The organism is Planktothrix pseudagardhii (genome assembly GCF_904830925.1).
GTDB lineage: Bacteria > Cyanobacteriota > Cyanobacteriia > Cyanobacteriales > Microcoleaceae > Planktothrix > Planktothrix tepida.
Genome location: NZ_LR882967.1, coordinates 5,089,051 through 5,104,829 on the forward strand (window position 1 = coordinate 5,089,051; position 15,779 = coordinate 5,104,829).

General features: G+C 37.7%; 15 protein-coding genes. 5 read left to right on the forward strand and 10 right to left on the reverse strand.

Going from position 1 to position 15,779, the window contains the following annotated elements:
* Positions 1–2: 2 nt before the first annotated feature.
* Complete coding sequence (locus NMK36_RS21985) at positions 3–338, forward strand: DUF3082 domain-containing protein (protein WP_072718456.1); 336 nt, start codon at positions 3–5, stop codon at positions 336–338.
* Between the two features lie 212 nt (positions 339–550).
* Here NMK36_RS21985 and NMK36_RS21990 read toward each other — a convergent pair whose 3' ends face one another.
* A complete protein-coding gene (locus NMK36_RS21990; protein ID WP_254174619.1) occupies positions 551–1,414 on the reverse strand; it encodes an amino acid ABC transporter substrate-binding protein in 864 nt (287 codons plus the stop codon).
* 127 nt (positions 1,415–1,541) lie between these two features.
* Between NMK36_RS21990 and NMK36_RS21995 the strand changes: the two genes are divergently transcribed.
* Positions 1,542–5,108: an AAA-like domain-containing protein gene (locus tag NMK36_RS21995; protein WP_254174620.1), complete on the forward strand. Its 3,567-nt coding sequence runs from the start codon at positions 1,542–1,544 to the stop codon at positions 5,106–5,108.
* Between the two features lie 38 nt (positions 5,109–5,146).
* Positions 5,147–5,860, forward strand: a complete 714-nt coding sequence (locus NMK36_RS22000; RefSeq protein ID WP_254174621.1) for a hypothetical protein — start codon at positions 5,147–5,149, stop codon at positions 5,858–5,860.
* Positions 5,861–6,050: 190 nt separating this feature from the next.
* Here the strand turns inward: NMK36_RS22000 and NMK36_RS22005 are convergent, their stop codons facing one another.
* The 6 genes from NMK36_RS22005 to NMK36_RS22030 all read right to left on the reverse strand — a co-directional run bounded on the left by NMK36_RS22005 (position 6,051) and on the right by NMK36_RS22030 (position 12,933).
* A complete protein-coding gene (locus NMK36_RS22005) occupies positions 6,051–6,401 on the reverse strand; it encodes a hypothetical protein (RefSeq protein WP_072718453.1) in 351 nt (116 codons plus the stop codon).
* A gap of 119 nt (positions 6,402–6,520) precedes the next feature.
* Positions 6,521–7,603: a DUF3474 domain-containing protein gene (locus tag NMK36_RS22010; protein WP_072718452.1), complete on the reverse strand. Its 1,083-nt coding sequence runs from the start codon at positions 7,601–7,603 to the stop codon at positions 6,521–6,523.
* Between the two features lie 195 nt (positions 7,604–7,798).
* Positions 7,799–11,410, reverse strand: a complete 3,612-nt coding sequence (locus NMK36_RS22015) for a Yip1 family protein (protein ID WP_254174622.1) — start codon at positions 11,408–11,410, stop codon at positions 7,799–7,801.
* Positions 11,411–11,628: 218 nt separating this feature from the next.
* Entirely contained in the window at positions 11,629–12,087 is a 459-nt protein-coding gene (locus tag NMK36_RS22020) for a phosphate-starvation-inducible PsiE family protein (protein WP_072722819.1), read from the reverse strand.
* Positions 12,088–12,340: 253 nt separating this feature from the next.
* Positions 12,341–12,544, reverse strand: a complete 204-nt coding sequence (locus tag NMK36_RS22025) for a transposase family protein (RefSeq protein WP_367997219.1) — start codon at positions 12,542–12,544, stop codon at positions 12,341–12,343.
* 5 nt (positions 12,545–12,549) lie between these two features.
* Positions 12,550–12,933: a helix-turn-helix domain-containing protein gene (locus NMK36_RS22030; RefSeq protein ID WP_072718450.1), complete on the reverse strand. Its 384-nt coding sequence runs from the start codon at positions 12,931–12,933 to the stop codon at positions 12,550–12,552.
* Positions 12,934–12,996: 63 nt separating this feature from the next.
* Between NMK36_RS22030 and NMK36_RS22035 the strand changes: the two genes are divergently transcribed.
* Positions 12,997–13,140: a hypothetical protein gene (locus tag NMK36_RS22035; RefSeq protein ID WP_186440317.1), complete on the forward strand. Its 144-nt coding sequence runs from the start codon at positions 12,997–12,999 to the stop codon at positions 13,138–13,140.
* A gap of 264 nt (positions 13,141–13,404) precedes the next feature.
* Here NMK36_RS22035 and NMK36_RS22040 read toward each other — a convergent pair whose 3' ends face one another.
* Genes NMK36_RS22040 through NMK36_RS28860 form a run of 3 tightly spaced genes read right to left on the reverse strand, consistent with a single transcriptional unit; the run spans position 13,405 to position 14,115 of the window.
* The gene (locus NMK36_RS22040; RefSeq protein WP_072718733.1) at positions 13,405–13,824 is read right to left on the reverse strand and encodes a helix-turn-helix domain-containing protein; all 420 of its coding nucleotides are present in this window, start codon (positions 13,822–13,824) and stop codon (positions 13,405–13,407) included.
* Positions 13,808–14,023, reverse strand: a complete 216-nt coding sequence (locus NMK36_RS22045) for a type II toxin-antitoxin system HigB family toxin (RefSeq protein ID WP_245824223.1) — start codon at positions 14,021–14,023, stop codon at positions 13,808–13,810. The genes NMK36_RS22040 and NMK36_RS22045 overlap by 17 nt, the downstream gene beginning before the upstream one ends.
* Complete coding sequence (locus tag NMK36_RS28860; protein ID WP_281250319.1) at positions 13,993–14,115, reverse strand: hypothetical protein; 123 nt, start codon at positions 14,113–14,115, stop codon at positions 13,993–13,995. The genes NMK36_RS22045 and NMK36_RS28860 overlap by 31 nt, the downstream gene beginning before the upstream one ends.
* 172 nt (positions 14,116–14,287) lie before the next feature.
* On the opposite strand from NMK36_RS28860, the gene NMK36_RS22050 reads away from it, so the two are divergent.
* Positions 14,288–15,622 (forward strand): IS701 family transposase, encoded by a 1,335-nt coding sequence (locus tag NMK36_RS22050; RefSeq protein WP_072718077.1) that lies wholly within the window; start codon positions 14,288–14,290, stop codon positions 15,620–15,622.
* Positions 15,623–15,779 lie beyond the last annotated feature (157 nt).

Here is a 15,779-nt window from a genome sequence, read left to right on the forward strand (position 1 = left end):
CTATGACTGAACCTACTTCTAAAACACCTCAAACGACCTCACAAACAGATACTATTAATTTATTCCGTTGTATTACGAATGGGTTAATGTATGGGGGAGTTGCCTTAGTCTTTTATAAATTAACCCATATTATCGCTGAAAAATTCGCTAACAAACCCATTCAATCCGAGAATTTTACGGTGATTCAAATATCAACAGCAGTTCGTACCCTGGTTGTAGGTTTATTCACAATGGGAACGGTTTTATTTAGTTTCCTATCGGTAGGAGTAATGCTATTAGCAATATACGTTAGTATTCAACGGTTAATAAAACCGAATGTTCCGTCCTCTAATGGTTAAAACCTATATTTTTAAGGCTAAAAATAGGCTTATTACCGAAAGTTCGTTGATTGTTTTCTAGTCCTAGATCCCCCCTACCTTTCAAAGGGGAGGATTAGAGTTCAAAGTTCCCTTTTTTAAGGGGGATTTAGGGGGATCTAATCAGAGGTTTTCGGCTGAAGTTGACACTAATGATCCGAGGAATAAAAAGTAAAGGGAGAGGACTTTCCCCTTTAAGGTTTGGCTTTACTTTGAAAACGTTGGTAAGGAAAACGCCCTGTTTTAGGATCAAACCATTGATTCCACAGTTGAGTATTTTCTTGAGAGGTAATAGTTTGGTTCACCAAGGTTCCCCATTGAGCACTATTTTGAGGTAAAATACAGCCGTAATTTTCAAAGGTTAAAGGTTGTTCAGGTACTAAACGAAACGCTTTAAAGTCTTCCCCTTGTTCCCATAATTCACCTAATAATAGAATTCCATCACTCGCAATTAAATCAATTTCTTCTGATCTTAACCGCCGAATTCCATCCGCACGACTACCAACAACTTGCCATTTTGCTTCAGGATAAATCGGACGGAATTCATCATCTGTTGTGGTTCCCAGTAAGAATCCAACGGTGATATTATTTTCTTGGATAGTTTCTAATTGAGTTTCTGAGGCTTTTGTGGGATCTAAACGTTCTGCATCCGGTTCTCGGACTAACAGTTGAATTCCACTGGTAAAATAGGGAATGGAAAAATCAACGGTTTCTTCTCGTTCTGGTGTAATACTGGTGGCTTCACAGACAATATCTAATTGACCTGTTTCTATTTGAGTAAATCGATTTTTTAAGGTGACGGTTTTTAAGTCTAATTTAATCGGTTTATTCAATTGTTTTTCTAAACGCTGTTGAATCAATTTAATTAAATCAACAGAATACCCTTGTAAGGCGTTATTTTTGTCCGTATAACCAAAGGGAACCGCATCCGTCCTCACCCCTGCGGTCAGCACCCCTGTCCGGTTTACTTTTTCTAACACGGTTTCGGCCCAACCTAATAAGGGAAAATTAACGGTAAACAGAAGAGTCAAGAGAGAAACAGCCAGTTTTTTGTTCATCTGTGTTAGATTTTTAGGCAGATTAAAATGTTCTGTCATCCTATACCATTAATGAGTATCTTAAGGCAAGAGGCTCAAAAAATAATATAGGGCTACCCATTAAGCTGTTCGGTGTTCCCTAGATCTCATGATTTATTCTAACTATCAAATTGGGGGAAGTTTAGCCCAAGATGCTTCGACTTATGTTGTCCGCAAAGCGGATTCAGATTTATATTCTCAATTAAAACAAGGGAATTTTTGTTATGTTTTAAATTCTCGACAAATGGGGAAATCCTCTTTGCTGGTTAAAACTCGTTATCGTTTACAACAGGAAGGCTTTCAGTGTACAACTTTAGACATGACGCGCATTGGCAGCGAAATGGTAACAGCGCAACAATGGTATAAAGGAATTGTTAGCGAATTATGGCGCGGATTTAACCTTTTAGGGAAATTTAATTTAAAGAATTGGTGGAAAGAAGAAGAAGATATTTCAGTGGTTCAACGGTTAAGCAATTTTATAGAGGATATTTTATTAACGCAATTTCCCGATAAAAACTTAATTATTTTTGTAGATGAAATTGATAGTATTTTAAGCTTAAATTTTAAAGTTGATGATTTTTTTGCCTTTATTCGATTTTGTTATAACCAAAGAGCAATTAATCCTGAATATAACCGGGTTAGCTTTGCCTTATTTGGGGTTGCTACACCGTCCGATTTAATTTCTGATCGCAGTCGTACCCCCTTTAATATTGGGACAGCCATTGAATTAGAAGGTTTTACCCTCAATGAAGTTAAACCTTTAATTCCAGGTTTAGAGAAAAAAATCGCCAATGCTCAGGCTGTGATGCGGGAAATTATTAATTGGACAGGAGGACAACCCTTTTTAACTCAAAAAATCTGCCAATTGGTACTTAATTCTGCTCAGGATACCCTCAATGACGTTTTAACAATTCCCCCTGGGACAGAGGGATTTTGGGTAGAATCCTTAGTGCGATCGCATATAATTTATAAATGGGAATCTCAAGATGAACCGGAACACTTAAAAACCATCCGTAACCGCATCGAATATAATCAGTATCGTTTAGGAAGAATCCTTGGTATCTATCAAAATATTCTCCAGGGGATAGAAGTTGTTACTGATGATAGTAACGAACAATCAGAACTAATTTTATCCGGTTTAGTCATCAAAACTGGTGGCATTCTCCGGGTCAAAAATCGAATTTATCAAAAAGTATTTGATTCTGATTGGGTGACCCAACAACTCAGTAGCCTGCGTCCCTATTCTCAAGCTTTTGATGCCTGGTTACAATCAAATCAACAAGATTCTTCCCGACTCTTACGGGGACAAGCTTTAAAAGAAGCTCAAAATTGGTCCAGTGGTCGCAGTATTAGTGATTTAGATTATCAATTTTTAGCTAAAAGTGAAGAATTAGACCGTCGGGAAATGCAGCAAGCTTTAGAAGCCGCCCGAATGCAGGAAGTAGAAGCCCGTCTTATTCAAGAAAAACAAACCGCAAAACTGCAACGATTTTTACTGTTATCGGTGAGTGGTGCTTTAATTATTGCGATGGGATTAAGTGGAATTAGTTGGTTTCAATATCATCAAGCGAGGGTGAATGAACAACAAGCAAAAACCAATGAAATGAAAGCCTTACGCCAATCTTCTGAAGCTTTATTTGCCCTAAATCAACGATTTGAAGCTTTAATTCAATCGATGAAAGCTTATAAACAATTACAAACCTTACCCAATGTTGATTCTAAAACCCGTGAAAGTGTGCAGTTAACTTTACAAAAATCCGTTTATGGAATTCAAGAATATAATCAACTCTTGGGACATACTAGCCTTATCCATTCCGTAGGGTTTAGTCCCAAAGGAGATTTAATTGCGTCTGGGGGTTTAGATAAAACAGTTAAACTTTGGAAACCCGATGGTTCATTGGTTAAGACTTTAATCGGCCATCAAGATGCTATTTTTAGTGTTGCTTTTAGTCCCCGTCAACCGCTTCTGGCTTCCACCAGTAACGATAAAACGATTAAACTCTGGAAAACGGACGGGGCATACCTAAGAACCCTGAATGGACATGAAGACCCAGTGATGGCTGTGAGTTTTAGTCCCACAGAAGATACACTCATTTCTGCGAGTTTTGATCAAACCCTTAAATTATGGACAATAGACGGGAAACTGTTAAAAACCATAGCCGCCCATACAAAAAAAATTAAAACCGTTTCCTTTAGTCCCGATGGTCAAAGATTCGCCTCTGGAAGTGAAGATAAAACGGTTAAAATTTGGAAATCCGATGGCACATTGTTAAAAACCCTCACTGGACATCAAGCTGAAGTGATGTCGGTGGCTTGGAGTGCTGATAGTCAACAGTTGGCTTCCGCCAGCCGGGATAAAACCATTAAACTCTGGAGTCGGGAGGGGCTGTTACTCCAGACCTTCGGCCCCTTTGAAGATGAAGTTTGGGGTGTGGCGTTTAGTCCTAATGGCAAATTCTTAGCCGGGGCGATTCGGAATCAACAAATCCAACTTTGGCGAAAAGATTCGACGACTTCCTTGTATAACCTCTATAAAACATTATGGCAACATCAGGGAGAAGTTAGTGCTGTTGCGTTTAGTCCCGATAGTCAAACCATTGCTTCTGCAAGTTGGGATAAAAGTATTAAACTCTCGAAAATTGGCTATGCTTTAGTCATGCCCTTGATTGGACATCAAGATACCGTTTGGGGGGTTAATTTCAGCCCGGATGGTCAAATTATTGCTTCCTCTTCCTTAGATAAAACTATTAAACTTTGGACAAATAAGGGTCGATTATTACAAACCTTGAAAACTGGACATCAGTGGCGGGTGAATCGGGTAGAATTTAGTCCTGATGGTCGCTGGTTGGCTTCAACCTCTGATGATGCAACTATTAAACTTTGGCAAAGAACTCAGACAGGATTATTAAACACCCAACCCTATAAAACCCTAGAGGGACATAAATGGGGAGTTTGGGATGTAAAATTTAGTCCTGATAGTCAATCTATGATTTCAGGAAGTTGGGATAAAACCATTAAAATCTGGGGACTGGATGGCAAACTTCGCTCCAACTTGGAGGGTCATCATGGTCAAGTTTGGGGAATCTCAATTCAACCTGAACATCAATGGATTGCCTCTAGTTCTGACGATAATACCGTTAAAATCTGGAATTTTCAAGGTCAACTGTTACAAACTTTAACGGGTCATCAAGATGGGGTTTGGGATGTCGTGTTTAGTCCTGATGGACAGGTTTTAGCTTCAGCGAGTCGAGATCAAACGGTAAAATTATGGCGGTGGAATCCATCACTGAAATCTTTTGTTGATGAACATACCTTAACGGGACATACTGGAACTGTTATGGCGGTGGCTTTTAGTCCTGACCAGCATTTTATTGCTTCTGCTAGTCAAGATAAAACAATTAAACTCTGGAAAATGGATGGTAGTTTAGTTAAAACTTTGAATGCTCATGATAATGAAGTTGATGATGTTAAGTTTAGTCCCGATAGCAAAACCCTGATTTCAGCGAGTGCTGATAAGACTGTTATATTATGGGATTTACATCAGGTTTTAAGTTTGAATGATTTTGCTTATGCTTGCCATTGGGTAGAAGATTATTTAAAAACAAATTTAATGGTTAGTCCTGAAGATAGAAACTTATGTCAGAAAATGCTTAAATCAGGGAACCCAAAACCCTAAAAATCAGTACATATTTAATCGTTAACCGGGTAAAAATAATGATGAAAGTATTAGGATTTGTCGCCGTTGCAGGAACTTTTCTGAATGTTACACCCCAGATTAATGGTGTAGCCTCCATTCCTGTTAATCCTCCAATACAAATTGCTCAAAATTCGAGTTCCTCTTCTATTCAAGGCTATTGTTTTTCAGTTGCGAATGATAATATGGACTCCATCGCCCGGATTTATATTCAGGGAAATAAAGTTACGGGTCGAGTGGAAGCTACAATTCATAATCAAAAAGAATCTTATTATACGTCCTATATTCAAACGTTACAAGGAACAAAAAATGGCAATAAATTATCCTTAAATATTACCACAAAAATTGAGTTAGATACTCAAAAAACTAAAGAAACCTGGACGTTAACATCTGATTCTCTGAATACGGGACGAGTGGTTTATCAAAAACAACCGTGTTTAGTTTCTCAAATTCGTTTCGCACCGGGGAAAAATTCAGCTACTGTGTCCCAATCTGTTGTTCGGGGAAGTCGAGATATTTATTTATTAAAAGCGAATCAAGGCCAGAGAATGGATCTTAAAATGACCTCGTTAGAAAATAACGCTGTTTTTGATGTTATCGCTCCCAATGGACAGGTTTTAAAAACAGAAGCCACCCAATCTAGTTTAAAGTTACCCGCAACGGGAACGTATGAAATTATTGTTGGGGGAACTCGTGGAAATGCAACCTATCAATTAAACGTTAAAATTCAATAATTACAGTTATCAGTTATCAGTTATCAGTTATCAGTAGAGACGTGCCATGGCGCGTCTGTACCAGTTATCAGTAGAGACGTGCCATGGCGCGTCTGTACCAGTTATCAGTAGAGACGTGCCATGGCGCGTCTGTACCAGTTATCAGTTATCAGTTATCAGTTTGTAGGGAGGGGTTAAGCCAGATTTTTAGTTATAATGTTTGAATAGCCTTTTTTAAGGTTTCTTTATTTAACGGTTGATTCAATTTAGGGACATCATCAACGTTATTTTTAGAAAAACGAGCTAGTGCTAATGGGGCGATCGCATCGCTAGACGAATTATTAGCCATTAAAATAGAATTATTGAGGATATCTAACTGAGCATCAACAATTTCATCATCTGTTTCATACCAACTGGCGATCGCAACGGATAACGTTTCAATCTCATCCGGTAGCGGTTCAATTACAGCAAGTAATTCTTGACGTTTTGACTCGGTAAATAATTGAGGTTGTTGCTGTAACAGTTGCAGAAAGGCTTCTAGGTTTTGCTGGTAAAAAGACATAAACAGATATTCTCACCCCATATAAAATTGTTCATATCAAATTCAGAGTTAATTTTTCAACTTTTAGAAAAAAAAACGGGATTTCTAATCTGAAACCCCGCTTCTGAATTGATCAGTTTTTAATCAACGGTTTTGTCAGAATTCCAACCGGATTGATAATAGACTTTTGAACCGTTATCAGGAACAAAATGACAAGACCAATAGGATTGAATAAAACTCTTCCAAATCGGTTCAGTTGAGTAACGATAATAGTCACCTAAAAGGGGTTTAATCGCTTCTGTGGCTGTTCTTAAATGATAGTGGGGAATACTCAAGAAAATGTGGTGAGCAACGTGAGTCCCAATATCATGATGAATCGGGTTAATAAACCCATAATCTCGGTCAATGGTCGATAATGCTCCTTTAAGGAAATTCCAATCATCCCCCCGATACCAGGGAATATCGGCTTCGGTATGATGTAAGTAAGTGACCAAATCCAGCCACATGACAAATACTAAATAGGGCATGAAATAGTATTTGACAAAAAATAGCCATCCAAACTGATAAGTTAGGAATCCTAAAAACCCTACCATGACAATCATCAGGGATGTACTGGTAATAATATCCCATTTTTCCGACGGTTTAAATAGGGGGCTACTGGGAAGAAAATGAGACCCTTGACGATTGGGAGAGCGCCGAAATAGATAAATCGGATAAGCCAGTAACGGGATATAAAAGCGAAATAGCTTTTCATACCAAGGCATGATATTAAACTTAGTTTCCGTCACCGGATACCAACTTTCATCCGTGTCAATATTTCCGGTATTTCCGTGATGGGTTCTGTGGCTAATTCGCCAACCGTGATAGGGGACAAGAATGGGGATATGGGAGAGATGGCCAATTAAGTTATTTAGCCATTTGATTTTTGAGAAAGACCCATGACCGCAATCATGGCCGACAACGAATAAGGCCCAAAACATCGTTCCTTGCATCACCCAGAAAATGGGGAAAAATAGCCAAGAATCGAGTTTATAGGCGATGAAATAAAGGGCTGCAATGATGGAAATATCAATAAAGAAGTAACTCAGAGATTTCCACACCGAGGGTTCAAAGCAGTAGGCGGGAATCGCAGCTTTCACATCTTGAAGAGTAAAGGGTAACTCTGAGGTTGTACTCGGTAAGGGGTTTAGGGTTGACTGGTTAGAACGATTGGATAATTGCACGAAATTTTGATTTGACCTTGTGAACAATCCCCAGTTTTGTGGTCATCCCGAATTGAATCGCAAACATCAGGATTTGGGATGCCAACCTAAACTGCGGGTTCTGAACGGAATTTATTTTACCGTTATTAGACGTTCATTTTTGCAATAAATCTTAAATTGGGTTCAGAGTTGGGCCAATTTCAGGAAATTTGGGGATCATGAATCATATTTAAAGTGTTCCAGTTTAGGAACGCCAAACCAAAAATCTGTAGGAATTAGGGGTTCAATGGAGGAATCGTTACCGCCGACTTGATTCGTGCGGAGAATCCAGACATAAGCTCCTAATTGTAGAAAGATCATGGCGATTTGATCGTTAATTAATCGAGGTAATAAAGATCGCCAACTATCCGCTAATCGAGATAAGGTTTTTAAAGGGGTTTCTTCTGGAAAACGACCTAAAGTTGGGGCACTGTATTGCCAATCTTTCCTGACTTTTCCCATCGGCGTTAAGATCTTTTCTAAACTTCTCACTAAGGTATTTAATTGGAAGAATCGTTCGGTTTGTTCATGGTCAGGATTTTCTCGCAACCATTTCATTAATAAGGGATTTAATTCAAATTGAGCCAGCATTCGTCTGAGAGATAAGTACAAGGCTTGACTGGAATCTTGAGAACAGGAATTAATCGCACTGACAAAGGTGGTTCCGGTACCATCTCCAATGCGATATCGAGCCGTCATAATATCAAGTTCATTAATCACCACATCCAAGGGAGAAAATTTGAACCCATCAAAATCATAATCTTGAGTTAGGGGAGGAAATTTAATCAGAATATCGGTAAAAGGACGACATCCTAACCATCCAAATTGACGATCTCCTGCGTACCGTGTCCAGTCTAAATTTGCTGAAATAATCCCATCACAATTATGGGTATAAATTTGGCGATACTCAATATTAAAGCGTAACTCTTGGGTGATGCGATCGCGCACAACCGTAGCTATGCCATAGGCAAAATGTCCGAAGTAAATCCCAAAGGGAGTATGATCTCCATTCGGCCCTCCAATGCCTCCATAAACGTGCATTAATAAAGCGCGATCACCTTCTTGCCAAAGGGATTCAGGATGGACAGAATAAATCGAATTCTCCTGATTAGGATTGAGTAAAATCGTCTTAATTTCCCCTTTGGGGGTAACTTTATTTTTCCAGTATTCATGATTAATATAATCTAGGGTTTGTTGTTGTCCAGAAATCACAACATCTGGATTGAGGGAAAATAATCGACGAGGGGCGAGTGCTTGGACAACAAATTGACCATCAATATTTTTTTGCCCAAAAATATACCATCCTGAAGGATTAATCGGAGAGTGTTCTAAATCTTGATTAACCGAAGACAAAATCTCATCTCGATTAGCTATCACAGAAGGCAAATAGACTTTTTCTTCAGAGCCGTCAAATCCTTGAGATTGGGGTTGATAATGACGAACTAAAAAGATGTCTTTTCCTAAATTTTTAACAAACGTAACTAATCCATAAAATCGACCTGTAATTTCTACAGGATCATGCTGAATATAGAGACTTGGAGGTTCTGCTCCGGTATCTTTTAAAAGCACAGGCTCTTTTAACAAAACAATCACATCATCCTGGGGTCTAGCTCCTGCGATGGATTCTAAGGGGTCAACTTTTGACCAACCATTAATCCGTTCCGGGTGAATATTTCCCTGGGATTCACTTACTCTGACCTGATCAATAAAGTTTAAATCTTGGGTAACTAATTGCACTCTTAATTTAACAGCAGGGTTGTCAAAATCCCATCTCAAATTGACAATTTGCCCGATTCGATGTTGATTTTTATCATCCGCATGATAAATTTCAAACAACACGCCTTTGACGCGCTGACGTTCTGATTCTTCGGGTAAAATTAAGCGACCTATCCACGTTCCTACGGGTTGATAATATTGAGAATTAAGGGTTTGTTGAATCGGATAATAATTAATTTGATTAAAAGGAGCTTGTTTGTAGCGTTCATAGTTACTGGGTTTTTTAAACGTCTCCGGTGGTAACCCGGTCAGTTCCCAATTTTCTAATAAAATTCCGGTGACAATATCAACGGTTTGTTCGAGAAATGTTTTACCATTCGGGAGCTTCTCATCTCCCATCGGGCCACCCATCATATTGTGTCCGACGGGCCCTAAAGAAATAAAACTAATTTTTCCTCGGCGTTTGGCACAATTCCAATTAGATAATAACGCAATTGGCCAGCGTCCAGGGAAAATAATTGCACCCACTTTTTCAACACTATCTTTTTCACCAACAAGATGATAGAGATGTTCTGTCACCATTGCCCCCGTATTTCCACTGATGACCCCTGCAATAGAAATCACCGTAATCGGAGCATTAAGGGTGCGTTTGAGGAAGGTTGCAGCCCCCATCGACATCTGACCCCCACCGCTATAGCCAATTAACGTCACCGGAATCGAACTACCGAGGGGATAACCATAATTGAGTAAACTATTATACAAAACCTGTGCTAAACCTTGATTTTGAATCGGGCCATAACGAGGATCGGCTGAAACAGCCACTGCAACAACATTTCGAGCATTAATAATAAACCCAATGGGATTAGCAGGATTGTTAACCGCCATTGAATCTACAATGCGCCACAAAAAGGCGAAGGGTCGATTTTTAGTTAAGGGCTTATTGGTGACAGAATAGGGCATAATCCCTTTAACAATGGCAATATTATCAGGAGTTGCTGTTGCTAAATCATCTAAAAAGCGTTCAACTTCGGGTAAATATTGATAGGAACCTTGATTGATGCCATCTAAATACACAACATAATGATTGATGGGAGTATCTGGGCAAGCTTCTTCTACTAATTGCCCAGGATTTTGTAACGGTTGAGATCCATACCATCCTGCCCACCAGCTTAAGGATTCTAGGGGCGTTAAAATAATAGAAATTAACAGGGCGATTAAACTATATTGAATTAATTTTAAACCTAATCGGAAAGAATCATTTAATAATCCAAACCAGATGTAAAAAGGATTTTTATCAGTGGGGGTCAAGATTAAAACTAATAATAAAGCTAAGGCAGCTATAGCAATAAATTTAATCCAAGATGAGGGTTTTCGTTGGGGTGTTTCTTCTTGCTGTTCTGCTTCTAACCAAAGTTCTTTACCAACAGTAACCAGTTGCGGATCACTGCCATCCATGAGCATTTGTTCTAATTGTTTTGGGTCTGTAATTAATGAAGTACCCGCCGCCCAATTTGATAACCAGCGGCTAAATGCTAAAATCGGACGACCAATGGTTCGTTGCAGAATTTGTAAGACAACCCACCCGATTAAAGTACAAATAAAAGCTGACCAATCATCAAAAATGGCAATGGTTTCTAATCCTACAAATTGAGCGAGTAAACTCCAAATTGAAAGCAATACCCCAATGGCAATTCCTAAATAAGGTAAACCAATTAAAAACCCTAACATTTGGGGGGCGTAACTCAGCCCTACAATTGTAAAAATCAAACTAAAACTGAGTGGAATCTTGAAAACCAAACTACTGGTAATCCAAATACTTGTTGCCCATAATCCATAACTGAGCGTAAAAACAATCGCAGAAATTCCTAAACTTAATACAAACCGAACAGGTTTAACTTTATTGGCGAATAAAACAATACATTGTCCAATGGATTGAGATAAACCCGCCAATAGAACAATCATTAATGCGATCGTTAACCTATTGGGTAGGGTGCTAATTTCTTTAAAGGCGTCTGGGTTAAGGGTAAATGCTCCTGAAACAAAATGCCAAAATTGGTTTAATAGGGTTTCCATAAAATTAAGCGTTCACTAGACTGAATTCTGAGTTTCTGGTTGGTTCTTAGTTTAGTTGATCTTGGCTTGATAGGATGATACAATTTGTGAACTTATGTTTTTAAAAGGGGATTTAAGGGACAAAAATTTGTATGTTTTTATACATATTATTATCCTGTTTAGGGCTTTTTACCTCAGAGGTAAAACATTTTAAGCTTTTTAGAAAGGATTAAAAATTGTTATTTTCCTTTATTTAATCGCACAATTAAATAGCTGATTGACAAGGCTAAAACAGCCAGTGCTAGTCCAATTAAATCTTCACCTGATTTTTTGTCTAAATCAAAAATAATGATTTTTCTACCTACTGCAATTAAAGAAGTAATAATGACTAATTCAACTTGTATAACGTGTTTCTTCAAATAAGATGATATATTTTCTAATATTTCTAAAGCAATTAAAACATTTAAGAATAATCCAAAAATTTCAAATAAAGAATTTTTAAAGATTAGGGTGGAATCCGTTAATAATTTTTGAGTTAAATATAAAATTAATTGACCACAACAAACTATAATAATTACGACCATGGCAATGGATAAGGTTTTAGCGATCGCCACTTGGACTTCTTCTAATAGCATTAAAAAATGTTCGTCGCTAAACCAATGAGTAAGGGATTCAAAAAATGTTTTTTTGCGGGACATAGTGAAAGGTGAATTGCAGTTGAACAGATAAAGCTAGAGAATAAAGCAAATTAGTCTCAATATATAAGTTAGAGTCCGTTAATGCAATACTATTGTTAAAAATTTATCCATCGAACCTCCAAACCAGGTTTCTAAATCTGCTCCATTGCGAAAATCAACAATAATATCTATTGAAATTAATCTATCACGACTAACATAGACAACCTAAGAAACCCGTTTTCTGCGGACGTGTTCTCGATGTTGGCACATTGGGTTAAGGATCAAACGCTATACAATTAATCTGGGTTATTCTTGTTGCGCTAACTATTTCTTTTCCATTTGGCATGACAATGACTTGATTTTTAAAGGTATGTGCTTTTTTCTTTCCTAAATAATATTTTTTCTGCTCTTCATTGTCTGTTGGTCTTTCCCTGGGCTGTTCATAGCTATCTACTACTAACTCAAATTCCAGCAGAATTTTTTCTACCCACTCCCAATCACTCTCGTTTTTTTTACTTGCTCAAGTAAACTTGCTGGTAGTAATTCTCTCAAGATTTTTATCCAGTTATGGAAAATATCATTCGCTGTTGATTCACTCACTTCAAACTGTAACCCTAACATTTGAAATGTGGGCATTTGATGCAGATAAATTAGAGTCAGTAAGATTTGTTCCTCCACAGATAATTTCTGCCGACGACCCCCACCTGCTTTAATCAACCTGATTTTAGTTTTTTCTTGTTCCTGTCGTTTTTCTTCTTCTAATAACTCCGCAGCTTGAATGAGTTCTATTAGCTGTTCATATTCCATCCCTAATAGCCTTTTTGCTTGCTGGGGGTTCTTGTCCAGATACTCTCTTAATTTACTCATCTCTAATCCGGGGTAAAATTTAATTTTATCATCTTGTTACCCCTCCTTTTTTCTATTTCGGAGATGTCTTTTGAACCCATTAGCTTAAGTTTGAATAGTGCAGAACCCATTATGGCTACTGCCTTGAAAGTGGGTGATAATTATTTAGGAATTGTAGCTGGCATTATTCCTGATAACTTAACTGTCGATGTTTTTGTGAGTGTATAAATTTAACTTAAATATCCATAAGAGCGTAGGGGCGGGTTCTGAAATAATATTCAATTCTCAGTAATAATATTACTAAACCCGCCCTTCTTAAAAGCGATCGCATTTTTACTATTAACCCGTATTCAAACAATAAAATTGATTAGAGGTTAAAAAATGCGATCGCCTTTGCAAAAAAAAGAGTGATCGCCCTTCTTCCCTCTATATTTATCTGTGGTAAAAAAGAGCGATCTCCTTTCTAAATCGGACAGGCGATCACTTTTGCTGTTAGATAGACTGCGATCGCGATTCGAGAAATAAACTAATATCGACTTGGAAAAAGTCGGCAATTTTTCTGGCTTCATCTATTTCAAACACCCGGCGATTACCCATAATTTCCTCAACCTTTTTTTCGGTTCCCAAAACTGGAATTAAGTCAGATTTATCTAAATTTCTCGCATCCATTAAGTGTCGCAACATTGAGGCAGAATTTTCTGGGGGAATGGAATAATTTTCAGATTCAAATTTTTCAATTAACGTTATCAAAAGCTCCAGAAATATATCTTCTTCCGGCGTTCTATCGGGGCTGTGTTCTAGTTCGCAAGCCAGAGCGATCGCTGCATCGTTTTCTGCTTCAGTTGCGATCGGTTTTGGTTGATATCGAACAAGTAAATCTGTATAAGATTTTGCATCAAAAGTACGGATCATTTTTCCACTCATCCTTATCATACTCAGCGTGAGTCAAAACATATTTGATGTAGATCCTTTGAGAATCGTAAACCAAATCAACTATCAGCCGATATCGATTTCCCTTAATATTAAATACTGTAAAACTTCCAACTGCTTCAGCTTTTGGATAAGTCTGCTGAACATCAATTAGGTTCTGCCATTCAGCTTTACTTGACACTCTGTACCAGTCATAAAGTGCATCACAGGAATCCGCATGGCTTTCACAGAAATCTCGCAGGATTTTTCGGCTGATAACACGCATTTCGCCATTTTTTCTAAACTAAACCAGATTTTGTTCTGAACTTACGCATTTGTCATATTATAAACATTTATAAGTGCGATCGCAATATCATAGCCATAACGACATATCCCTCTTCTGTCAGTCTCCGAGGAGTAAAATTAGAAAATAAACCAGATGGGTAGCTAGAAGGGGGATAGGGTAATGGATGTAGAATTACAGATGATCAAACATTTAGCCCGAGATGCACAACCAACAGTTTCAGTGATTGATGAATATTGTCAAGGTTATAAAGACCTATTCCCAGAAGTGAGAAGTTACGAATGTTTTAAATACTTACATCTAGGAATTATCTCACCAATTCCGAGAAAATCTTTACCGGAAATTGCTAAAATAGTAGGAATTAGGTCGCCACAATCACTGCATCATTTCTTAGCCAATTCGCCTTGGTCAGCAAGGGAATTAAAGGAAAGAAGATTAGCCCGAACTCTAAAAGCATTGAAAGGAGAGAAGATTATAGTAATAATTGATGAGACAGGAGATAGGAGAAAGGGAAAAAAAACCGACTATATAGCTAGACAATACTTGGGAAGTGTGGGCAAAACAGATCGGGGAATAGTATCAGTTAATGCTTACGGTGTTTATAAAAATATAACCTTTCCTTTAGTGTTTAGAGTATTTAAACCCAAAGGAACATTAAAAGAAGGAGATGTCTACAAAACTAAGATTGAAATCGCATCAGAAATTCTAACAGAATTGGTTGATTGGGGATTTCAGATTGAATTGGTATTAGCAGATAGCCTTTATGGTGAAAGTAGTTCGTTTATCAGTACATTAGATCAATTTCAAATTCCTTGGGTACTAGCAATAAGAAGTAATCATGGAGTCTGGATGTCAAGCGAGCAGAAAGTTAGAGCCAACAAATGGTGTAAATTTGAGAGGATTTTTAGCAATCAAGAATCAGAAACCAGATATATTAGAGAAATCATATTTGGGAAAAGAAGTACAAGAACCTATTGGGAAATTACCACAGATCCAGAAACGATGCCAGAAACATCAACTTCGTTTGTCATGACAAATTTAACAGAGAAGAGAAGCCAGATGAAAAAGACATTAGGTAATTTATACGGGTTAAGAACATGGGTGGAATATGGATTTCGACAATGTAAACAAGAACTGGGTTGGACTGATTATCGGTTGACGGATTTTCCCGATATAGAAAAATGGTGGGAAATCATTTTCTGTGTGTATTTAATGATTAGTTTCAACTCCGAAGTTTTCCGGTCTTTAAGTCAAGGCAGTCCCCGAGAATCTGAGAGCAAAAAAAACACCACCGATTGCTCAACTCATCAACAATGGAATCACAAAGAGGGATGGAAAAATGTTTTAAATAATCTGCGTTTAATAATTCAGCCTACTATTATATTGTGGTTGATTGTCCCGTGGCTAGATATTTTTCCCGACCGCCATTTATTAGTGGGTTTTCATAAATTAATTGAGAATATTAATCAATTTCAATCTTATTTTCCCAATGGATAACTCTACTTTTTATTACTTGTTGATTTCGGAGAGTGACAGAAGAGGGATATTATATCATAAACTTATTTGATAAATAAATTTTCTGCTAATGTTTATAAACTTAAACAATCTTGCTAAACCATCCCTTCTCTTAGAAGCGATCGCATTTTTACTATTA